We start from the raw sequence: 21,837 nt of genomic DNA on the forward strand, positions 1-21,837 counted from the left end.
TGTCTTTAGTGTGCAGCCTGGCGCGCGTTTTCTTCGAAGGCCGCGGCCAGTGCGTCGTCGCCGGTCAGGCCGGAGGCCTGTGCCCGCTCCAGTGCCTGGAGCACACGCTTGTAGTCCATCGGCATCACCTTGACGAACTTGTGGGCGTGGGTCTTCCAGTCGTGCAGGATGCGGGTGGCGCGGGCGCTGCCGGTACGCTTGGCGTGCTGGGCGATCATCTCCTGGAGGGTGTCCAGGTCCTTCTCGTCCAGATGCTCCAGGGCCACCATCTCGGTGTTGCAGCGCTCCTTGAAGTCCCCGGCGCTGTCCAGGACGTAGGCGACGCCGCCGCTCATGCCGGCGGCGAAGTTCCTTCCGGTTTCACCGAGTACCACGACGGTGCCGCCGGTCATGTACTCGCATCCGTGGTCGCCGACCCCTTCAACAACCGCGTTGACGCCGGAGTTGCGTACGCAGAAGCGCTCGCCCGCCATGCCGCTGATGTAGGCGGTGCCGCTGGTGGCGCCGTAGAGGGCGACGTTGCCGGCGATGATGTTCTCCTCCGCCTTGAACGGGGAACCGTCGGGGGGATAAACGACGATGGTGCCGCCGCTTAAGCCCTTGCCGAGGTAGTCGTTCACGTCACCGGTCAGTTCGAGGGTCATCCCTTTCGGTACGAAGGCGCCGAAGCTCTGCCCCGCGGAGCCGCGGAACTTGAGCCTGATGGTGTCGTCGGGAAGCCCCTCGGAGCCGTAGGCGCGGGTGACCTCGTTGCCGACGATGGTGCCGACCACGCGGTCGATGTTGGTGATGGGAAGCTCCGCGCTCACCTTCTCGCCCTTCTCGATGGCGGGTTTGCAGATCTCCAGGAGCCTGGTCATGTCGAGCGACTTCTCCAGGCCGTGGTCCTGGCTCTCGGTGCAGTAGCGGCTTCCCTTGATGCCGGTCTGCGGCTGGTAGAGCACGTTGCTGAAGTCGAGCCCCTGGGCCTTCCAGTGGGCTACGGCGCGCTTGGGCTCCAGGCGGTTGGCGCGGCCGACCATCTCGTTGAAGGTGCGGAAGCCGAGCTCGGCCATGATCTCGCGCACTTCCTGCGCGATGAAGCGCATGTAGTTGACCACGTAGTCAGGCTTGCCGGAGAAGTTCTTCCTCAGTTCCGGATCCTGGGTCGCGACGCCGGCCGGGCAGGTGTTGCTGTGGCAGACGCGCATCATGACGCAGCCCAGGGTGACCAGCGGTGCGGTGGCGAAGCCGAACTCCTCGGCGCCCAACAGGGCGGCGATGGCGACGTCGCGGCCGGTTTTCAGCTGACCGTCCACCTCGACGATGATCCTGCTCCTCAGGTTATTGAGCATCAGGGTCTGGTGGGTCTCGGCGAGACCGAGCTCCCAGGGAAGACCCGCGTGCTTGATCGAGGAGAGCGGGGAGGCGCCGGTGCCGCCGTCGTAGCCGGAGATGAGCACGACATCGGCATGGGCCTTGGCCACGCCGGCCGCGATGGTGCCGACCCCGACCTCGGAGACCAGCTTGACGCTGATCCTGGCGCGGCGGTTGGCGTTCTTAAGGTCGTGGATCAGCTCCGCCAGGTCCTCGATGGAGTAGATGTCATGGTGCGGCGGCGGCGACACGAGACCGACGCCCGGGGTGGTGTGGCGGGTCTTGGCGACCCACGGGTACACCTTGTGGCCCGGCAGTTCGCCGCCTTCGCCCGGCTTGGCACCCTGTGCCATCTTGATCTGCAACTCGCTGGCGTTGGTCAGGTAGTTGCTGGTGACGCCGAAGCGCCCGGAGGCAACCTGCTTGATGGCGCTGTTCTTGGAGTCGCCCAGTTCGTTGGTCCAGGTGAAGCGTGCGGGATCCTCGCCACCCTCGCCGGTGTTGGAGCGGCCGCCGATCCTGTTCATGGCGATGGCCAGCGCCTCGTGCGCCTCCTGGCTGATGGAGCCGTAGGACATGGCGCCAGTTTTGAAGCGCTTCATGATCTCTTCGACCGACTCGACTTCTTCAATCGGCACCGGGATGCGGATGTCGGTGTTGAAGTCCAGGAGGCCGCGCAGGGTGTAGAGACGCTCGTTCTGCTCGTCGATCAGCTTGGAGAAGACCTTGAACTCGTTGTAGTCGTTGGTCCTGGTCGCCTTCTGCAGCGACTGGATGGTGAGCGGGTTGAACAGGTGCTCCTCACCCTCCTTGCGCCACTGATACTGGCCGCCCGGGTCGAGGGTCGGGTCAGCAGGCACGCGGTGCGGGTACGCCTTCTTGTGGCGCTGCAGAAGCTCCGCGGCGATGCCGTCCAGGTCGATGCCGCCGATACGGGACGGGGTCCAGGTGAAGTACCTTTCGATCACGGACTGGTGCAGGCCGACCGCCTCGCAGATCTGGGCGCCGCGGTAGCTCTGGATGGTGGAGATACCCATCTTGGCCATGGTCTTGACGATGCCCTTGATGGAGGCCTTAACGAAGTTCTTGACCCCCTTCTTGTAATCGAGGCCCGGGAGCATCCCTTCCTGGATCATGTCCTGGATGGACTCGAAGGCGAGGTACGGGTTGATGGCGGTGACGCCGTAGCCCAGAAGCACCGCGAAGTGATGCACCTCGCGCGGCTCGCCCGACTCGAGAATCAGGGAGGCGTGGGTCCTGGTCGCCGTGCGGATCAGGTGGTGGTGCAGGCCGGCCACGGCCAGAAGCGCCGGCAGGGCCGCGTACTCTTCGTTCACGCCGCGGTCGGAGAGGATGATGACGGTGGTCCCCATCTCGATGTGACGGATGGCGCTGCTGAACAGGCTCTCCAGTGCCTTCTCCATCCCCTCGGCGCCGTCGGCCGCCTTGAACAGCAGCGACAGGGTCGCGCTCTTGAAGCCGGGGCGATCAAGTTCGCGCAGCTTCTCGAGTTCCTCGTTGGTGAGGAGCGGGTGCTCCAGTCGAATGACACGGGCGCCGGTCGAAGAAGGCTTCAGGAGGTTCGTTTCCGAGCCGATCCTGACCGCGGTCGAGGTGATGATCTCCTCGCGGATCGGGTCGATGGGCGGGTTGGTCACCTGGGCGAAGAGCTGCTTGAAGTAGCTGTAGAGCAACTGCGGCTTCTCAGAGAGGACCGCAAGCGGGGTGTCGGTGCCCATGGAGCCCAGCGGCTGGATGCCGGAGGTCGCCATCGGTCCGATGATGGTCTCCTGGTCCTCGAAGGTGTAGCCGAAGGCCTTCTGGCGCTGCACCAGGGGCGAATCCTCGACCGCCTGCCCTTTTGCCTTCGGGAGGTCGGCGAGCGGAAGGTGGTTCACCTTGACCCAGTCCGCGTACGGCTTGGCAGTGGCCAGCTCGTTCTTGATCTCCTCGTCGGAGATGATGCGGCCCTGCTCGGTGTCGACCAGGAACATCTTGCCCGGCTGGAGGCGCCCCTTCTTGATCACCTTTTCGGGCGGCACCTGCAGAACACCCGCCTCGGACGCCATGATCACCAGGTCGTCGTCGGTCAGGTAGTAGCGGCAGGGGCGCAGGCCGTTACGGTCCAGCACCGCGCCGATGATGCGGCCGTCGGTGAAGGTGAGGGCCGCCGGGCCGTCCCACGGCTCCATCAGGCAGGAGTGGTACTCGTAGAAGGCACGCTTCTCCTTGCTCATGGTCTCGTGGTTTTCCCACGGCTCCGGAACCATCATCATCACGGCGTGCGGCAGGGAGCGACCGGTCATGAGCAGGAGCTCGAGACAGTTGTCGAACATGGCCGAGTCGGAGCCGTTGGTGTTGATCACCGGCAACAGCTTCTTGATGTCGTCGCCGAACAGCTCAGAGTTGAACATGGACTGGCGCGCATGCATCCAGTTCACGTTGCCGCGCAGGGTGTTGATCTCGCCGTTGTGCGCCAGGTAGTGGTAGGGGTGGGCGCGGTCCCAGCTCGGGAAGGTGTTGGTGGAGAAGCGGGAGTGGACCACCGCGATGGCGGAGGTGACGTCCTCGTCGCGCAGCTCGGGGAAGTACTGGTCCAGCTGGGCCGGCATCAGCATCCCTTTGTAGACGATGGTGCGGGTCGAGATGCTGGCCACGTACCAGTAGGGATCGACTTCCTGGTCGCGGATCTCGTGGATCGCCCTCTGGTTCACCAGGTAGAGCTTGCGGTTGAAGGCGTCCTCGTCGGCGCAGTTCGCTCCGCGCTTGAAGAAGATCTGCTTCACCAGCGGCTCGCCCGCCTTGGCGGTGTCACCAAGAGAAGAGTTGTCGGTCGGCACGTCGCGCCAGCCGATCACCTCGACCCCTTCCTCGGCGATGATGCGCTGGAAGATGTGCTTCGCCGCGCTGCGCTCGGTCGCTTCGGGGGAGGTGAAGAGCATGGCCACGCCGTAGTCGCCCGCTGCCGGCAGTTCGATGCCGAGTTCAGGGCAGACCTTGCGGAAGAAGGCGTCCGGAATCTGGATCAGGATGCCCGCGCCGTCGCCGGTGTTGTGCTCGCTGCCGACCGCGCCGCGGTGGTCCAGGTTCTCCAGTACCGTGATCGCCTGCTGCACGATCTCGTGGGACTTCTTCCCCTTGATGTTGGTGACGAAGCCGACGCCGCAGGCGTCGTGCTCGAACTGGGGATCGTACATCCCCTGCTTCTTGGGTAATCCGATTGTTTTCATGATGCAACCTTTGCGGGGGTAGTGTTCGGACAAATCAATCAACGCTTATCAGCAGTTACCGTGCCATGTGGAATGTATACAGAGAGAGAGGGAGATTGCTACGCAAATACAAGTATTTTATGAATTGGAATACGCTAATTCTATGCGCCGAGGTGCTGCTTTTGTCATACACGCGATTACAACGGTTACTCAGTTGTGTACTCATTTGCGTGGCGGGTGTATGCGCCGTTGGAGAGGCGGTTGAATAATTCTCAAAGCTGCTGAGTCGGGTCGTACTCAATCACCCGGATCGGACTGCTCTGCACAAAAAAGAGCGATAAATGGCTAAAGCGTCGCAGTTATGTTCCGAAGAGGTTGGTACGAAAAACAGTGTAGACGGCATCGAGGCCGATCTGCTGCTGCAAGAAATGAAACGTTGGGGACGGCCATGAACTTTCTACTCGATCTCTACCTCCACCTCCGCATCCGCACTCGCATCATCCTGCTTTGCATCTGTTACAGCTTTTGCATCGTCTTCGCCGTGGTGGCGGGGAGATCGTTTTCGCTGGCCCTCTCGGTGGTCTCGACCACCGTGTTCCTGGTGCTGGGCGCCTTCTTCAGTGCGCTTTTGTTCTGGTCGGTGAACGATGCACTGCGGCGGATCATCGACATCCTGAAGACCATGATCGACGGCGACCTGTCCCAGCCCATCGCCGCCAAGCGCAACAACGAGATCAGCACCATCATCCGCTCCATCGACGCGCTGCAAAGCACCATGCGCGACATCATCCGGCAGATCCAGCAGAACTCCGAACAGGTGGCCCTCACCTCGCACCAGTTGCAGGAAAACGCCGAGCGGATCTCGGCCGGAACCGACGACGCCGCCGCCCAGACCAACGCGGTAGCCGTGGCCAGCGAACAGATGGCGGCGACCTCAGGCGACATCGCGCGCAACTGCATGAGCGCCGCCGACAACTCCCAGCGCGCCAGCCAGACCGCTGGACTCGGGGCCGATGTGGTGCGCCAGACCACGCAGGGGATGGAGCGGATCGCGAGCCGGGTGCAGGGCGCCGCGACGACCGTGGCGGAACTGGGGGCGCGTTCGGACCAGATCGACCAGATCATCGGCACCATCCAGGACATCGCCGACCAGACCAACCTGCTGGCACTGAACGCCGCCATCGAGGCGGCGCGGGCCGGGGAGCAGGGGAGGGGATTCGCCGTGGTCGCCGACGAGGTGCGCGCCCTGGCCGAGCGGACCACCAGCGCCACCCGCGAAATCGGGGAGATGATCAAGGCGATCCAGGGGGGTACCCGCGGGGCGATCGCCGCCATAGAGGAAGGTGTGGCCGAAGTGGGGAAGGGGGCCGAGTTCTCCGCGCGCTCGGGGCAGGCCCTGGAGGAGATCCTGGCCCAGGTGGGCGAGGTGAACAGCCAGATCGGCCAGATCACCGCCGCCGCCCAACAGCAGACCTCCACCACCGACGAGATTACCCGCAGCATCCAGAAGATCACCGATGTGGTACAGCAGACGGCGCGGGGGGTGAATCACACCGCCGCCGCTGCCACCACCCTGGCGCAGCAGTCAGAGGAGCTGGAGCGGCTGGTGGGGCAGTTCAGGCTTTAACATGTCGTCCCGGGGCGGGGGTTGCTTCCGGTCCGTGATTATGCTATAGCTGCCGGCTGCGCCGTGTATGACGGTGCAGTTGGCTACCCTGTCCCCGCAACCATTTGTGAAGGGGTTACCAATCAGGTAACCCCTTTTTATGTCTCCACGGATGCCCCCATGTCTAAAAACGGTAAGTTGAAGAAAGCGAAGAAGGTAGAAAAGCGTCGCCTGCAGATGGAGGAAGCCCTGGAGTGTCTTCCCCTGAAGGAGGCCGCGCAGATCGACCCGGTACCGAGCAGGCCTCTGCAGGACCCGGAAGAACTCCCGCCTCAGCCGCTCGTTCGGAAACAGCCGAAGCAGTGCACCTTTCCTCCCTGCGGTCGTTACCTCGACCCCTCCTGCCAAGTCTGCCCCTACTGTGGGACAGCGCTGCCGGATTAAGAATGGCCCCCTCCTACTGGAGACAATGAAAAGGGACGGCGCTTGCGCCGTCCCTTTCTGGTCCTGCCTATGTCAGCCTCTCCACTCAGTATTTGCCGTGACGGTGGAGGCTGGGGTCCTCCTCGAGATCATCCTCGATGTTTTTTTCAGCCTTGCCGACGTTTTTCTGTACCTTGCCGGCTATCTTTTCCGCTTTGCCTTCGGCTTCCAACGATACGTTGCCGAATATCTTACCGGTAGTTTCCTTTACTTTACCCTTTGCTTCCCGTAATACGCCCTTTGATTCATCTTTTGTGCTGGATCTCATGGCCTACCTCCCGGCTTTGTCCTTTACCACTTGGGTGTGATTACCACTACAAACTTATTCTACCACGGCTATATCACAATAATACAGCACTTTATCGGTATCAAAAATGCGATAATGAGAAGTTTGCAAAGCATGTTCGACAACAGCTGCGGCTGGCTGTTATGAATATCAGTGACCTGAATCGGGTGCCACGTACGACGGCCCGGGGGTGAAAACGACTGAAGCAGCATCTCTGTCAGGGAGATCACCCCACCTGCCAGGAGGCGGATCAGGAAAAACGAAAAAACAGTTTTGGAAGGCGATAAAGTGCGCCGGCGCATTAGATTATATTTTCACTTGAGCCGGTGAATCAACTAATGTTGCCTTTCTACTATGTGATGTTGATCCTGCGGTTCATGCCGCATCTGAAATGCGGAAGATAGCTGCTGGAAGAGTATCGTAGGACATTAGATATAAGTAAAATGTTTCGCTCAATTAAAAATACTTTTGACAAGTATCAAAACATTTATTAATGTCTGACATCGTGCCAGCTATTATGTGATGCTCATCCTGCACTAGTGATGGAGGGAATATGCGGCGGATCTTCGTTTTGAAGAGCCTTCTGTTTCTCGTCTTTGTTCTCCACTCTGCCTTGGCCTATGCGGGCTTTGACAGCAAGTCCCTTCCTGATATTGTCAAAGCCAAGGCGACGTCTTCCCTCCACGGTTCACGGTCCCGCGCCCCGCGGGCCAATTACAAGAGCGACGAATTGTTGGTCAAATTCAGGGCCGGGACCAGCGCGCAGAGCAGCAAGAGCGTGCACGGCAGGCGGGGAGGGGAGCTGGTAAAGGAATTCCCGCGACTCCGGTTGCATCACGTGAAGCTGAAAAAAGGGGTGAGTGTCGAGGAGGCGCTCAAGGAGTACCAGGCCGAGCCGGAGGTCGAATACGCGGAGCCGAACTACCTGTATTCGATCCAGCAGCAACCTGATGACCCGCGTTTCCCCGAGCAGTGGGCGTTGCAGAACCTCCGTCAGGAGGGGGGGACGCTTGGGGCAGACACCAACGCGATCAACGCCTGGGCATTCTCAACCGGCTCCAGCGACGTCGTTGTGGCCGTCCTCGATACCGGCATCGACTACAACCATGAGGATCTCTCAGCCAACGTCTGGATGGAGGGAAGCTATAATGCCGTCGACCCATCGTCCACCCCTTTCGACGATAACGGTCACGGCACCCATGCCGCCGGCATCATCGGGGCGCGTGGCAGCAACGGGATCGGCGTTGCCGGCCTCAACTGGAACGTCAAACTCGCGGCCTGCAAATTCCTCGATGCCAGCGGTTCAGGCGACACGGCCGGCGCCATTCAATGTCTCGAACACGTCAAGGGATTAAAAGATGCCGGCGCCAATGTCGTGGCGACCAACAACAGTTGGTCGGGTTTTGGTTTTTCCCAGGCACTCTACGACGCCATCAATGCCCAGCAGGACATCCTTTTCATCGCCGCGGCCGGAAACGACGGCACCGACAACGACGTTACTCCCTCCTATCCCGCATCCTATGACCTTCCCAACGTCATCGCCGTAGCCGCTACCAACCGCAATGACGAGGAACCTTCGTTCTCCAATCACGGCCGCCATACCGTCCATCTGGCGGCACCGGGCGTCGACATTCTCAGCACGCTTCCCGCGCAGAACGTGTGGTCCCTGGCCGGCGGCTACGGTAAGATTTCCGGCACCTCGATGGCTGCACCGCACGTGGCAGGCATCGTCGCGCTGGTCAAGGCGCAGCGACCGACCTGGCAGTGGCACCAGCTACGCAACCTGATCCTGGCGGGAGGTGACAATGTCGAGGGATTGGCCGGCAATACCGTGACCGGAAAGCGTGTCAACGCCCTTGGTTCGATGAGTTGCAGCCAAAAACCGATGCTGATCCCGCTGAAATACCCGGAATCCTTCCCCTTTACCTCCGGCACCTACACGCTTTCCGCCTTGAGCATCAACTGCGCCGACCCCGCCGGGCCGGTGACGGTTACCAGCTCCGCGGGCGATACGATTACCCTCCATGATGATGGAGTCTTTCCGGACCTGGCTGCCGGCGACGGCATCTTCACTGCCACGTGGACCGTTCCGTTCTATTTTCTGCCCAAACCGGTGCAACACCTGAAGTTCTCTTCCCCCTCTGGAGACGTCTACGTACCTTCTCTGGCCACAAAACAATATCTACCCGAGGGAAACCTGCACCGGGCCTATAGCCAGTACCTTCAGGCCGTTGCCGGCACGGGGCCCTACACGTGGACAGTCTCGTCAGGGGCGCTTCCGGACGGCCTGGCGCTAAACACCAGCAGCGGCTTGATCTCCGGCTATCCGCTGCGTGCCGGCACCTATGCTTTCTCTGTTCAGATCACCGACGCGACCGGCCGCACGGATTTGATATATCCGAAGATCACGGTCGCCTCCGACTACGTCTACGAAGACGGTGTCATCACATATTTCAAATCCCTGGAGGTTCACCCCACGGGGATTGCCTTGGACGCAGGAGGTAACACCTACCTCACCGGGGCATGGACCCCCTACACGGTTACCGACCCGGATCACTACATGACGGCGAAGTTCTCTCCGTCTGGGGCGCTGCTTTGGAGCAGGAGCTACAGCTTGAGCAGCGCAGTCAACGGGTGGGCCGAAGGAATAGCCTTGGATAGCGGGGGCAATGCCTATGTCACCGGCGGTTACCCGGATCCGAATTCACTAAACTACAGTAGTGCCGGCTCCACCCCTTTCACCACCGTGAAGTACGATCCGCAGGGAAATCAGATCTGGAACCGCGATTTTGCTGAGGAGGGGAAGGTAGACCTGGGCACATCTGTTGCCCTGGATCCCTCGGGCAACCTGTATGTTGCTGGTTACGGCACCACGTATGTGGATGACTACAGCGACGACTTCCTGATCAAGTACGACAGCGCGGGCAACGTGCTCTGGTCCAGAGGTTATGATTCGGCGGAGGTGGACAAAGTCTTTGCCATCGCCACTGACGCCTCGGGGAACGCCTACCTCGCAGGGAGGAAGGGGTGGCGCAACCCGAATGGTTCCTACACCTATCAGCGCCTGATCTTGAAGTACAGCCCCGAGGGAACTTTGCTTTGGGAGAAAACTTTAAGCGATGACGTTATGTCCACCATCGTGACCGGCACCGACGGCTCCGTCTACGTGGGTTCCGGGGAACTCCTGAAGTACGACCCGGCGGGGGGGGTGGCTTGGACCAAGCCGATTCGGGTGGGCGGTGCAAAAGGACCCTGGATCATGATTGACAGTCTGGTGATCGGGAAGCAGGGGCATATTTATGCCGGCGGTACTTTCTTCAACGGCTCCGATTCAGTCTGTGCGGTTGCCAAGCTCGACGCCGACGGGAACGTCCTTTGGACCAAGCAGATCTCCGGCGAGATTGACGCGCCGGTCAAGCTGGCCCTCGACGGTAGCGGCGCGCTCCACGTCTCCCGCTCCTGGCTCGGCGGCATGCTCGTTACCGTCTTGACGGAGTACCTGGTCGTGGAACCGCCCCCCGTGGGGGTAATGGGGAAGTCCTACAGCGCGAAGGTGCAGTTAAACGGAGGGGCGGCCCCGTACACAGTATCACTGGCAGGGGGGGGGCTTCCGCCGGGACTCACCATAGATCCGGTGACGCAGACCATCTCCGGCACCCCGACTGCAAGCGGGAACTTCTACTTCACCCTGCAACTGCAGGACGCGACGGGCGCCCGGAATCTCTCCGAGACGGTGCTTCAGGTTTACGAGCCCCTCGAGGTCACCTTCACCGACCGGGGGACCGGAAGGGTGGACTTCTCCAACGGTGCTAGCTATTCCGGGCCGTGCAGTCTTTCCTTTGCGCCGGGGATGGTGGTGACCATGAGCGCCGTGGCTGGCGCCGGCTCGGTTTTTACAGGTTGGACCGGCGCCTGCTCCGGTACCAACGTTTGCACGGTAACAATGGACGGCAGCAAGTCGGTTGGGGCCGGATTCAAGAAACTCACGGCCACACTCACCGTAAGCCGCCCCTCGACGCTCGGTTCGGGAACGGTTCAATTCTCACCCGGTGTTTCCTGTACCGGGAGCTGTTTGCAGGTCTACGACTTCGGCACCGACGTTACCCTTACGGCTGTTCCGGCCGTCGGCTCAGTGTTCGCCGGATGGGCCGGCGCCTGCAGTGGGGTTTCGGTCTGCACTTTGCCGATGACGGCGGATCGGCTGGTTTTCGCCAAGTTCCAGCCAGCTGGGCCGGAGCTGCCGCTGATCGCTTCCGGGGTCTGGCACGGCGCAGTGCTCAGGGGGGACGGAACGATTTCCACCTGGGGAGACAACGTGGACGGCGCGCTGGGTGACGGCACGGTGGGATACCGCACAGCGGCGACCGCCAACCCGGTACTGACCGGGGCGGTCTCGGTGGATGCCTTTTACGATACGCTGGCTTTGAAAGAGGACGGAACGGTCTGGAGCTGGGGCAAGAACAACGCGGGGCAACTGGGCGATGGCACTACGATCAATCAACCCGCTCCGCGACAGGTGTCAGGCCTTTCCGGCGTCACCCGCATTTCCGCTGGGAGTTCGCACAGCGTCGCCGTGAAAAGCGACGGCACTGTCTGGGCGTGGGGAAGCAACGGCTTCGGCGACTTTGGCGACGGTACAACGACGTCGCGCGCGACGCCGGTTCAGGCGCTGGGCATCACGGGGGGCATGGACGCTGCTGCCGGGGGAGGGTTCACCTTGGCCCTGAAAAGCGATGGCACAGTCTGGGCCTGGGGAGAAAACATATACGCCCAACTCGGTGACAACACCCTTACCGACCGGCTGACCCCGGTGCAGACGAGCTCACTGACCGGCGTGGTTGCCATCGCGGCCGGAGATTCCTATGGGGTCGCACTGAAGGGCGACGGGACTGTCTGGACCTGGGGGAGCGGGTCCTTGGGAAAGCTTGGCACCGGCTCAACAACTAACAGCAAGGTGCCGGCAAAGGTTACATCGCTGTCAGGGATTGTCGCCATCGCTGCGGGAAGTTCCCACACCCTCGCACTGAAATCGGACGGTACGGTCTGGGCCTGGGGGTACAACCCCAGCGGGAATATCGGCGACGGCACCACTACTCAGCGAAACACCCCGGTTCAGGTTCCCGGTCTAACTGGAGTGGTGAGGATTGCGGCGAGAGACTACCATTCCTACGCCGTCAAGAGTGACGGCACCGTGTGGGGGTGGGGGGGCAACACCCGCGGCTCTCTCGGAGACGGCACTACGGACCCAAGGTATTCCCCCCGGCAGCTGTCCATCCCCTCGGCGACCCTGAGCAGCGATTTCACCGGTTCCGCAAGCTCCGGACCGGCTCCGCTCACCGTCTCATTCTCCGACCTTTCGACCGGAGCCCCCACCTCGTGGCTCTGGAATTTCGGCGACGGCGCGACCGCTAACGAAAAGAACCCGGTCCACGTCTACAGCACCCCGGGGAGCTACACCGTCTCCCTGACCGCGACCAACCAGACCGGCTCGTCGACGAAGACGAAAGCGGATTACATCAGCGTCCTTACCTGCACCAATCCGCCGGTCCGGGTGCAGTCATCCCCCACGGTGCTCTTCGCCGACCCCTTCGCCGCCTTCCTGCAGGCCATCGATGACGACGTGGTCCAACTCCAGGGCGTTCCCTTTGCCGGTGACCTCATCTTCGACCGGGAGATCAGGGTGCGGCTGCAGGGTGGATACGACTGCGCGTACAACGCAACGACGGGGAGTGCCGCCCTCACCGGAAATGTGAAGGTGACCAGGGGTACGGTGAAGCTGGACGGGATCAGACTGAAATGACCAGGTGATCGAAACCGTCGCTGCCGCGGGTTGAAAACTGCTTCATATCTGACACACTCTCCTGATTGGAAAATTCCAACCTTTCAAGGAGGCGTACATGGCTAATGCGATGTTTTGTCGGCAATGTGAGCAGGCGGCCCGCGGGGTAGGATGCGACGTGATGGGGAACTGCGGCAAGAACCCCGAGGTTTCGGCGCTTCTGGACCTGATGATTTTCGGGCTGCAGGGTGTGGCGCTCTACGCGAGCAAGGCGCGGGAGCTTGGGCAAAAGGACTTAGAGGTGGACCGCTTCATGCTGGACGGCCTCTTCACACGGGTCACCAACGTCAACTTCGACCCGGACGACATCGCCCGGCGCCTCGACAACTGCTACCGGATGAAGGAGAAGGCGAAGGCGCTCTACGAGAACGCCTACCGGCAGCAGAAGGGGGGCGAGGCACCGCAACTTACAGAGGAAGCCGCGAACTGGCAGCCGGCGGGCGATACCCGGGCGCTCATCGATCAGGGGCGGCAGCACGGCGTCCTTACCTGGCACCAGGATCAAAACATCCTCTCCACCATTGAGATCCTGATCTACGGCCTGCTCGGCATGGGTGCCTTCGCCTGGCACGCCGCCGAGATGGGAAAGGAGGATGACGGGATCTACGAGTTCATTCACCGCTCCCTGGCCAAGACCACCGATCCCCAGGCGAGCCTTGAGGATTTCGTCGGCCTCTCCCTTGAGTGCGGGAAATGGAATCTGCGCACCATGGAGCTTCTTTACGACGGTCACGCCGAAAGGCTGGGCGCGCCCGAGCCGATGAAGGTGAACCTCGGCACCCGTGGCGGCAAGGGGATCGTGGTGTCCGGGCATGACCTTCCCATGCTGGAGGAGATCCTGAAACAAAGCGACGGCAAGGGGATCAACGTCTATACCCACGGCGAGATGCTCCCCGCCAACGGCTACCCGGGCCTCAGGAAGTACCCCCATTTCGCCGGCAATTTCGGCACCGCCTGGCAGAACCAGGCCCGCGAGCTCCCCGATTTCGCGGGCGCCATCATCTTCAACACCAACTGCATCCAGAAACCCGATCCCAGCTACACGGACCGCCTGTTCACCTGGGGCGAGGTAGCCTGGCCCGGCATCCCGCACCTGGAGGGGTACGACTTCTCCCCGGTGATCGACAAGGCGCTGGCGCTGCCGGACCTGCCTGACAATCCGGGGCAGGAGATCCTGGTCGGATTCGGGCACGAGGCGGTCTTCAAGGTGGCCGGCGCCGTGGTCGACGCGGTGAAAAACGGCGCGGTCAGGCACTTCTTCCTGATCGGCGGCTGCGACGGGGCCAAGACAGGGCGCAACTACTTCACCGAGCTGGCGGAGAAGGTTCCCAAGGACTGCGTCATCCTGACCCTTGCCTGCGGCAAGAACCGCTTCAACCGGCTGGAGTTCGGCGACATCGGCGGCATTCCGCGCCTGCTCGACGTGGGGCAGTGCAACGACGCCTACTCCGCCATCCGCATCGCGGTCGCACTCGCCGACGCCTTCCAGTGCGAGGTCAACGAACTGCCGCTTTCCATGATCCTTTCCTGGTACGAACAAAAGGCCCACGTGATACTGCTCACCCTTTTGCACCTGGGCATCAAGGGGATCCGTCTCGGTCCCTCGCTCCCGGCCTACGTGTCGCCGGCGGTGCTCGACTTCCTGGTGCAGAACTACGATCTGGGGCCCATTACCACCCCGGACCAGGACTTGCAGCACGCACTGGGACAATGAACCTCTCCTGAGACAGTGGAGGGCGGCAGTTGCGCCCTCCACGATCTTCTTCCCCCCTTGATTCAATAAAGCCGCTCCCACAGCACATGTTTACTCATGATTTCTCCCTCTGTGCCGATAGGATGACTGAACCGTACCAGTTTTCCTACCAGAGGGAGTAGCATGCAACTTTGGCTTAAATTGCTCTTGAGTTATCTCGCCATCATCTGTGCCACCGTCCTGATCTCGATTGGAGGGATAACGGGAGCTCAGAAGGTGAGAGACAGCTTCTATAAGGTGAACAAGGAGGTCATCCCTCACCTGCTCGCACTCAAGGACCTCCGCTACGCCGGGCTGCGCATCGTCTCATCCGCCATGGAGTACGCTTTTCTGACCTCGGTCCAGCCCACCAAGGGCGAGAGGGAAGAGCACCTGCGGGCCAAAGAGGAAGAGGTGCGCTTTCTCGAAGAAGGACGGGCGAATTTCCTCACCAGCCTCGACCTCTGCAGCACGAAGTTGGTGCATGGGAAGGAGAGGATGCCCAGGGCATTGGAGCTGAGCGGGCAGGCCCTGCTGAAAGAGTCGCGCAATTACATCGCCGTGGTCGATGCAATGGGAACCAGCTCGCAGCTGATCGAATCAAAGGAGCGCTTTGAGAAGGCGGAGAAGGATTTTCTGCAGGCCGTCAATGTGGCGCACGACCGCGAGATGGACGACCTCAACCTCAACCTCGCCGCCACCCTGCACAGCGTCTCCAGCGCCATCGTCTCCGCGGTGGTCCTCTCGGTGTTAGCGCTGACCGCAGCGCTGCTTTTGAGCGTGACCATCCCGTACAAAGTCTCCCGCCGCATCCGTATCCTCAAAGATGCTGCCGCGGCGGTCGCCGCGGGGAAACGCGATGTGGTCGTCCCGGTGAGCGAGCACGATGAGATCACAGCGGTGTCTACCTCCTTCAACACCATGGTGCAACGCTTGCGGGTTTCCGAGGAACAGCTCAACTCCACCAACAAGTACCTGGACAGTATCATCGCCACCATGCCCGAGGCCCTCACCGTGGTTTCGCACGAAGGGGTCATCCTCGACGCAAACAGGGCGACGGAGGAGGTGTACGGTTTCGCCAGGAAGGACCTGGTCGGCCGCGACTTCGCCGGGCTGTTCGTCGATGCGAGCCTGGGCAGCGATTTCATCGCCGCGGTGCTCCGCCAGGAGGGACTGGTCGAACGGGAGGCGAGCCTGCTGACCCAGGACGGCCGCGTCATTCACGTGAACCTGTCGGCGACCATGCTGGAGTCAAGCAATGACAGGGACCGCTTCCTCTGTCTGAGTCACGACATCACGCTGCGCAAGCAGGCGGAGCAGGAGGTGCACAACCTCGCCTACTTCGACCAGTTGACCGGCCTGGCCAACCGGACCCTGTTCTACGACCGCTGTTCCCAGGCGCTTGCCCGTGCCAAGCGCTACGGCGAGCCGTTTGCCATCCTCTTCTTCGACCTGGACCATTTCAAGGACGTGAATGATACGCTCGGGCACCATGCCGGGGACCAGTTGCTGCAACTCGTGGTGCAGCGCTTCCGGAGCATCATGAGGGCGAGCGACACCTTCGCCCGCCTGGGGGGAGACGAATTCGCCCTGCTGTGCTGCCAGGTGTCCGGGGCGGACGGTGTGGCCAAGTTGGCCACGAAGCTGCTCGACCTTGGCAAACAGCCTTTCGAGGTGGAGCACCGGCAGATCTACTCCGGTGCCAGCATAGGTATCGTGCTGTTCCCGGATGACGGCGACGACATCGCCACCCTGCTCAAGAACGGCGACCTGGCCATGTACGCCGCCAAGAGCGCCGGAGGAGGGCGGTACCAGTTCTTCTCGGCGGGGCTGAACCGGCAGGCGCAGGAGCGGGTGGCGCTCGAGGCGGCTTTGCGCGAGGCGCTTAAAAAGGACCGGCTGACCTTGCACTACCAGCCGCAGCTCGAACTGCGGGAGGGGAAGGTGGTGGGCATGGAGGCGCTGGCACGCTGGCACGACGATACCCTGGGGACGGTCTCGCCGACGCGCTTCATTCCCATCGCCGAGCAGACCGGGCTGATCCACGAACTGGGGGCCTGGGTGCTGCGAGAGGCTTGTCTGCAGTGCAAACGGTGGCAGCAGGAAGGTTTCCTGGTGACCATCAGCGTCAACGTGTCGATCAAGCAGATGATGCAGGAGGGATTCTCGGAGATGGTGGTAGGGACGCTCCTCGAGGTCGGTCTGGAGCCGAAGTACCTCGACCTGGAACTGACCGAAAGCATGCTCATGGAGAAAGCGACCGAATCGGTGGCGCTGCTGCGCATGTTCAAGTCGCTGGGGGTGCAGATCTCCATCGATGATTTCGGTACCGGATATTCCTCGCTGAGCTACCTGAAGAATTTCTCGGTGGACCGGATCAAGATCGACCAGTCCTTCGTCAGGGACATTACCGTCCGCGACGACGCCGTCGGGATAGTGAAAGCCATCGTCGCCATCGGGCACAGCATGGGCTTGCAGGTGATCGCAGAAGGGGTGGAGAGCCAGGAGGAGGAAGAGAAGCTGATCTCCTGCAGGTGCGACCAGGTACAGGGGTATCTGCACGCGCGGCCGATGCCCGCCGCCGAGGCCGGCGCCTTTCTGCGCGACTCCTTAGCCTGCGTCGCCGCGGGAGTCGGGGAAGCGGACGAATCCGATTCCGCAAGGGAAGGGGGGACTGGCTCCGTCAGGTGCCTGTCCCCTTAGCGCGTGAGAAGTCGGCTGAGCCGAAAGGAGCGTTCCCGGAGGAGGGGACTGGCTCCTGGCGGAGCCGGTCCCTTCTGCCAGTCCCTCCTCGGAAGAACCACGAAAAAGGCACCCCGCCATGCGGCAGGGTGCCCTTTCTCATTCTGTACCGGTTGTATCCTCGGTCCTACCTCAACCGAAAGCCTTTACTGCTTGAGCACAGTGGCTGGGCTGAAAGGAGCATTCTGCTAAAGGGACTGGCACCTGACGGAGCCAGTCCCTTCTGCCCTGTTACGGCTTCAGCACGGAGGGCTCGAAGTTGTAAGTGGCGAAGTAGTCCTCGACGGTCTCGGCGCGGCGGATCAACTCCACCCGGCCGTCGGCGCGCAGCATGAGCTCCTTGGGGCGCAGTCTGCCGTTGTACTGGAAGCCCATGGCGTGGCCGTGGGCGCCGGAGTCGTGGATCACCACCAGGTCGCCGTCCTCGATGGGGGGGAGTTCGCGCTGGATGGCGAACTTGTCGTTGTTCTCGCACAGCGAGCCGACCACGTCGTACACTTCGCTCGCCTCAACGCCTTCCTTGCCCAGGACGTCGATGTGGTGGTAGGAGCCGTACAGCGCCGGGCGCATCAGCGAGGACATGCAGGCGTCCAGGCCGATGTATTTCCGGTAGGTGTCCTTGCTGTTGATGGCGGTGGCCACCAGGGCGCCGTGCGGGCCGGTCATGAAACGGCCGCTCTCCATGTACATGGCGGGGGCGTGGCCGTGACGGGCGCGGAAGCCGTCGAAAATCGCGGTGATCTCCTTGGACATGGTGGGGAGGTCGAGTGCCTTTTGCTCCGGGCGGTAGGGGATGCCGAAGCCGCCGCCGATGTTGACGAACTCGAACTGGATCCCGAGTGCCGCTTCGACTTCCTCGGCCACCTCGAGCACCATGCGGGCGGTCTCCACTATGTAGGTGTAATCCAACTCGTTGGAGGCGACCATGGTGTGCAGGCCGAAGCGCTTGGCGCCGCGTGCCTGTGCCCTTCTGTACGCCTCGACCACCTGCTCGTGGGAGACGCCGTACTTCGCCTCTTCCGGGTTGCCGATGATCACGTTGCCGGTGCGGCGCGGGCCGGGGTTGTAGCGGAAGCAGATCAGTTCCGGGAAGACCGGCACCTTGTCGATCAGCGAGATGTCGTCGAGATTCAGGATGCAGCCGCCGTCCTTGGCGGCGAACTCGAACTCCTCCTGGCTGGTGTTGTTGGAGGTGAACATGATGTCTTCCGGCTTGGCGCCCAGCTCGCGGGCCTGGATCAGCTCGGGAATGGAGCTGCAGTCGAAGCCGAAGCCCATCTCCTTCATGAGCTTCAGGATCTCGCGGTTGGGGAGCGCTTTGACCGCGAAGAACTCGCGGAAGCCGGGGATGCCGGAGAAGGCCTTGATGAGGGTGGCGCCGGTCTCCCTGATGCCCGCCTCGTCGTAGATGTGGAACGGGGTCTGGAACTGCTGCTGGATGGCGGGGATCCGGGGAAACAGACGATCTTTGAAAGAAGCGGACATCGGCATGACTTTGGTTCTCCTTCTATAGTGTTAGCTGCGTACTCGTTGGTTATTAGCTGTGACGGCCGTTGCCGTTATGTTCCGTGAGGTCGACCCTTCTGGTTTCCTTCACCGTTTCCAGCACCACCTGGGTGCGGATCGACTTCACCCCGGGGAGTGGCCTGATCTGCTGCAGTATCCTCGCCAGGGTGGTGTGGTCGGCGGTTCTCAGCTTGACCAGGAAGCCGTCCGGCCCGACCACCTGGTGCACCTCCTGCACGGAAGGGATGGCGGCCAGCGCCGGTGCGGTCTGCGCGTCCGTTCCATCCACTTCGACCTGCACGAAGGCGGAGAGCCCCTGGTGGAAGCAGGCGGGGTTCAGCCTCACCTCGTACCCTTCGATGATGCCCCGTTCCTCGAGCTTGCGGATCCGCTCCAGCACTGCCGAAGGGGCCATGCCGACCTGCCTGGCCACCTCGGCGTTGGGGATCCGCGCCTTCTCCTGAAGAATCTCCAGTATGTGTATGTCAATTTCGTCGAACATTCTTGTTTACACCTTTCAATGCGAATTTTATTCATAATGTAATACGTTGTAAAGAATTTTTTTCGGCAAGAGGTGGTGCGAGCCGAGGCCGGGGAGAATTGTCTGGCACGGCGGGGGGAGGGGGCCGTACAATAGGAGAGAAGCAGGGAAGAAAACGAAGGTTTTTTCGGATTATGGAGGAGGCAGACATGAAAAGGACAATGCTGTTACTGATGATGCTCTTCTTCTCGTTGGCGACCGTGGCAGTTGCGGCAGAGAAGAAGGTCGCCAAAGCGGCGGTGCAGCAGGTGATCATGGTGCCGGGCGACATACAGTGGCACGCCGGTCCCCCGGCGATACCCGGCGCGCAGATGGCCGTCTTGGAAGGAGATATGACCAAGGCCGGTTTTTTCGTCGTGCGGCTCAAACTCCCCGCCGGGACCAAGATCGCGCCGCACTTCCACGACAAAGTGGAACGGGTGACGGTGATCTCGGGGACCGTGAAGCTCGCCATGGGGGTGACCCAGGACAACCCCACCGTGCTTCCGGCCGGAAGCTACTTCGCGATACCGCCCAAGAAGGCGCATAACGCCTGGGTGGACGAGGAAACCGTCGTGCAGATAGCGACGCACGGCCCCTGGAGCCTGCACGCCGTGAAGGGCGGCAAATAGGCGCAACAGCGAAAACGTGCCGCAGAAAAGGAAAGGGACCAGCCGATGGCTGATCCCTTTTTTGTGCCTGGCCTTTAGGCGCTTGCTTCGCCGGCCCGCTTCCAGCGCCGGTGCATCCAATACCACTGGGTGGGATGGGCTGCCACGAAGTTCTCCACGTAGCGCGACAGCGCCTGGGTCTCCTTCTGAATGCCGTGGTCGCTCATGTCGCCGCTGAAGCGGTGCTCGGGGTAGAAGGTGATGACGTGGCGTGCGCCCTCCCGGTGGATGAATACGGGGAGAAGCGGCGCGCCGCTTTTGCGGGCAATAAGCACCGGTGCCTTGGTCGCCCAGGCTCTGCGTCCCAGCATGGTGACCAGTACGCCGTCCTCCGGGCCGGCGGCCTGGTCCGCCAGGATGCCGACCAGTTCTCCCGACCTCAGCGCCGACAAGATACCTTTGAACGCCCCCTTCTTGTAGATCACGCGGCTTCGATAGCCCATGCGCATCCGCTCCACCATGTCGTTGAAGAAAGGGTTGTTCTGGCGCCTGGCCACCACGACTCCGTCGCCGAACAGGCGGCTGAAGGCGAGCGCCATCAGTTCCCAGTTGCCGCAGTGCCCGCTGAAACAGATGATCCCTTTTCCCTTGGAACGCGCCGTCTCGTAGTGTTCCAGGCCGCGCAACTCGATGCCGGCGATGAGGTGGTCGCCGCGGCCGTGATACAACTGGCAGATTTCAATGAGTGACATGCCGAGGTTGGCGTAGTTCTCGGAGGCGATCGACGTCGCTTGGTCGCCGCCGAGGCACCAGAGGGGGTGGCCGTTCAGGTAGGGGAGGGCGCGCTTCAGGTTGTCCATGACGATGACCCGTCGGCCCGGGAGAAGGCTCCAGAGAACGGATCCCACCATGCGTCCGAGTCTTTGCAAAGCGGCGGCGGGGATCAGGGCCCCTGCCAGGGTGAGGCTGTAGAACAGCGCAGCCTGCAACCTCCAGAATAGTTGTTGCATGAGTTTCCTGTTTTTATTTTCGGGGTGGCTTCGCTGTCGAGATGCTGCTACTCGCCGCTCTCGTCATCTGGTTCGGGCTGGGGCTCAGACTCGTCTTCGGGGAAGGCTGACTTTTCTTGTTTGCGCAGCGCTTTCTCCTCCTGCTTCTTTTTCCGGTCCAGCTCTTTTTGTCGTTTTTGAAATTTGAAGTTGGTATGTGCCATCGGGCCTCCCCAGGCAACTCTCAGGACACTATCGAGCCTGGTTTATTTTGCTTTTTTGTCACCTGAAAGGTCGAAATCATACTGGATCAGCACTGTATAAATAGCAAGGCTAATCTGTTTTTTCTGGGCTTTATAATGTTTGTAAAACGTAACATGCTGAATACGTTCACATTGTTTTCAATTTGATTGCTCAGATTTATCCTTTGCAGAAGTGGATAAATATTGAAATGTCCGTGCTTGATAGTAAAATCCGGCTGGTTAAATAGCTTGCTTTGTGAATACAAAGCTGTTACGGTGGCCAAACATTCGGAATATTCCGGACATATTCGCAACACACTTGGAGAAAGAAACACATGGCAAACGGTACTGTAAAATGGTTTAACGACAGCAAGGGGTTTGGATTTCTGGAGCAGGAGAACGGTGATGATGTATTCTGTCACTTCTCCGCTATCAGCGGCGACGGGTTCAAATCCCTGGCTGAAGGTGATAGCGTGACGTTTGACGTGGTCAAGGGCCCCAAAGGGCTCCAGGCCGCCAACGTCAAAAGGATGTAGGAAACACACCCCCGGCGGGGCGATCGGTTCTGCCTGATCCGCCCCGTACGGTTGTTTTCACGGGCGTGGCTCGAGGGTTCTCCTTGGGCCACGCTTTTTTCAGCCCTTCCAACCACCACAGCCACCCGCGCCACACCACGGCGGTGCGGCGCAGTCCGGCCGCTTCTTATCCGGGATGCT

General features: G+C 61.3%; 13 protein-coding genes. 7 read left to right on the top strand and 6 right to left on the bottom strand.

Going from position 1 to position 21,837, the window contains the following annotated elements; genetic code table 11:
* Positions 1 to 5: 5 nt before the first annotated feature.
* Positions 6 to 4,586, bottom strand: coding sequence for a glutamate synthase large subunit (gene gltB / locus KP004_RS06430; RefSeq protein WP_216801529.1), 4,581 nt, complete (start codon positions 4,584 to 4,586; stop codon positions 6 to 8).
* A gap of 427 nt (positions 4,587 to 5,013) precedes the next feature.
* Between gltB and KP004_RS06435 the strand changes: the two genes are divergently transcribed.
* Positions 5,014 to 6,192, top strand: coding sequence for a methyl-accepting chemotaxis protein (locus KP004_RS06435; protein ID WP_216801530.1), 1,179 nt, complete (start codon positions 5,014 to 5,016; stop codon positions 6,190 to 6,192).
* Between the two features lie 159 nt (positions 6,193 to 6,351).
* Positions 6,352 to 6,615: a hypothetical protein gene (locus tag KP004_RS06440; protein WP_216801531.1), complete on the top strand. Its 264-nt coding sequence runs from the start codon at positions 6,352 to 6,354 to the stop codon at positions 6,613 to 6,615.
* 85 nt (positions 6,616 to 6,700) lie between these two features.
* Here KP004_RS06440 and KP004_RS06445 read toward each other — a convergent pair whose 3' ends face one another.
* Positions 6,701 to 6,922, bottom strand: coding sequence for a CsbD family protein (locus KP004_RS06445; RefSeq protein ID WP_216801532.1), 222 nt, complete (start codon positions 6,920 to 6,922; stop codon positions 6,701 to 6,703).
* Positions 6,923 to 7,670: 748 nt separating this feature from the next.
* Here KP004_RS06445 and KP004_RS06450 point away from each other — a divergent pair.
* From KP004_RS06450 to KP004_RS06460, 3 genes are all read left to right on the top strand, one after another.
* Positions 7,671 to 12,740, top strand: a complete 5,070-nt coding sequence (locus tag KP004_RS06450) for an RCC1 domain-containing protein (RefSeq protein WP_216801533.1) — start codon at positions 7,671 to 7,673, stop codon at positions 12,738 to 12,740.
* A 97-nt stretch (positions 12,741 to 12,837) separates the two neighbouring features.
* Entirely contained in the window at positions 12,838 to 14,493 is a 1,656-nt protein-coding gene (hcp, locus tag KP004_RS06455) for a hydroxylamine reductase (RefSeq protein WP_216801534.1), read from the top strand.
* 162 nt (positions 14,494 to 14,655) lie between these two features.
* Positions 14,656 to 17,214 carry a putative bifunctional diguanylate cyclase/phosphodiesterase gene (locus KP004_RS06460; protein WP_216801535.1) on the top strand — a complete coding sequence of 853 codons (2,559 nt, stop codon included), beginning with the start codon at positions 14,656 to 14,658 and terminating at the stop codon, positions 17,212 to 17,214.
* A 270-nt stretch (positions 17,215 to 17,484) separates the two neighbouring features.
* Here the strand turns inward: KP004_RS06460 and lysA are convergent, their stop codons facing one another.
* Both lysA and KP004_RS06470 read right to left on the bottom strand, forming a co-directional pair.
* Positions 17,485 to 18,744: a diaminopimelate decarboxylase gene (gene lysA, locus KP004_RS06465; RefSeq protein WP_216801536.1), complete on the bottom strand. Its 1,260-nt coding sequence runs from the start codon at positions 18,742 to 18,744 to the stop codon at positions 17,485 to 17,487.
* Positions 18,745 to 18,790: 46 nt separating this feature from the next.
* Complete coding sequence (locus KP004_RS06470) at positions 18,791 to 19,261, bottom strand: Lrp/AsnC family transcriptional regulator (RefSeq protein WP_216801537.1); 471 nt, start codon at positions 19,259 to 19,261, stop codon at positions 18,791 to 18,793.
* Positions 19,262 to 19,449: 188 nt separating this feature from the next.
* On the opposite strand from KP004_RS06470, the gene KP004_RS06475 reads away from it, so the two are divergent.
* Positions 19,450 to 19,911, top strand: a complete 462-nt coding sequence (locus tag KP004_RS06475; RefSeq protein WP_216801538.1) for a cupin domain-containing protein — start codon at positions 19,450 to 19,452, stop codon at positions 19,909 to 19,911.
* A 74-nt stretch (positions 19,912 to 19,985) separates the two neighbouring features.
* On the opposite strand, the gene KP004_RS06480 is transcribed toward KP004_RS06475, so the two are convergent.
* Complete coding sequence (locus KP004_RS06480; RefSeq protein WP_216801539.1) at positions 19,986 to 20,900, bottom strand: lysophospholipid acyltransferase family protein; 915 nt, start codon at positions 20,898 to 20,900, stop codon at positions 19,986 to 19,988.
* A gap of 47 nt (positions 20,901 to 20,947) precedes the next feature.
* Positions 20,948 to 21,103 (bottom strand): hypothetical protein, encoded by a 156-nt coding sequence (locus KP004_RS06485; protein ID WP_216801540.1) that lies wholly within the window; start codon positions 21,101 to 21,103, stop codon positions 20,948 to 20,950.
* Between the two features lie 353 nt (positions 21,104 to 21,456).
* Here KP004_RS06485 and KP004_RS06490 point away from each other — a divergent pair, with 353 nt between their 5' ends.
* Positions 21,457 to 21,657, top strand: coding sequence for a cold-shock protein (locus KP004_RS06490; protein WP_216801541.1), 201 nt, complete (start codon positions 21,457 to 21,459; stop codon positions 21,655 to 21,657).
* Positions 21,658 to 21,837: the final 180 nt, after the last annotated feature.

Origin of the sequence: Geomonas oryzisoli, from assembly GCF_018986915.1 — a bacterium.
GTDB classification, from domain to species: Bacteria; Desulfobacterota; Desulfuromonadia; order Geobacterales; family Geobacteraceae; genus Geomonas; species Geomonas oryzisoli.

Excerpts from the sequence above, each read along its gene's own strand:
- KP004_RS06440 (WP_216801531.1), top strand. The coding sequence starts at position 6,352 with ATGTCTAAAAACGGTAAGTTGAAGAAAGCGAAGAAGGTAGAAAAGCGT.
- KP004_RS06445 (WP_216801532.1), bottom strand. The coding sequence starts at position 6,922 with ATGAGATCCAGCACAAAAGATGAATCAAAGGGCGTATTACGGGAAGCA.
- KP004_RS06475 (WP_216801538.1), top strand. The coding sequence starts at position 19,450 with ATGAAAAGGACAATGCTGTTACTGATGATGCTCTTCTTCTCGTTGGCG.
- KP004_RS06480 (WP_216801539.1), bottom strand. The coding sequence starts at position 20,900 with ATGCAACAACTATTCTGGAGGTTGCAGGCTGCGCTGTTCTACAGCCTC.
- lysA (WP_216801536.1), bottom strand. The coding sequence starts at position 18,744 with ATGCCGATGTCCGCTTCTTTCAAAGATCGTCTGTTTCCCCGGATCCCC.
- KP004_RS06470 (WP_216801537.1), bottom strand. The coding sequence starts at position 19,261 with ATGTTCGACGAAATTGACATACACATACTGGAGATTCTTCAGGAGAAG.
- KP004_RS06485 (WP_216801540.1), bottom strand. The coding sequence starts at position 21,103 with ATGGCACATACCAACTTCAAATTTCAAAAACGACAAAAAGAGCTGGAC.
- KP004_RS06490 (WP_216801541.1), top strand. The coding sequence starts at position 21,457 with ATGGCAAACGGTACTGTAAAATGGTTTAACGACAGCAAGGGGTTTGGA.
- hcp (WP_216801534.1), top strand. The coding sequence starts at position 12,838 with ATGGCTAATGCGATGTTTTGTCGGCAATGTGAGCAGGCGGCCCGCGGG.
- KP004_RS06460 (WP_216801535.1), top strand. The coding sequence starts at position 14,656 with ATGCAACTTTGGCTTAAATTGCTCTTGAGTTATCTCGCCATCATCTGT.
- gltB (WP_216801529.1), bottom strand. The coding sequence starts at position 4,586 with ATGAAAACAATCGGATTACCCAAGAAGCAGGGGATGTACGATCCCCAG.
- KP004_RS06435 (WP_216801530.1), top strand. The coding sequence starts at position 5,014 with ATGAACTTTCTACTCGATCTCTACCTCCACCTCCGCATCCGCACTCGC.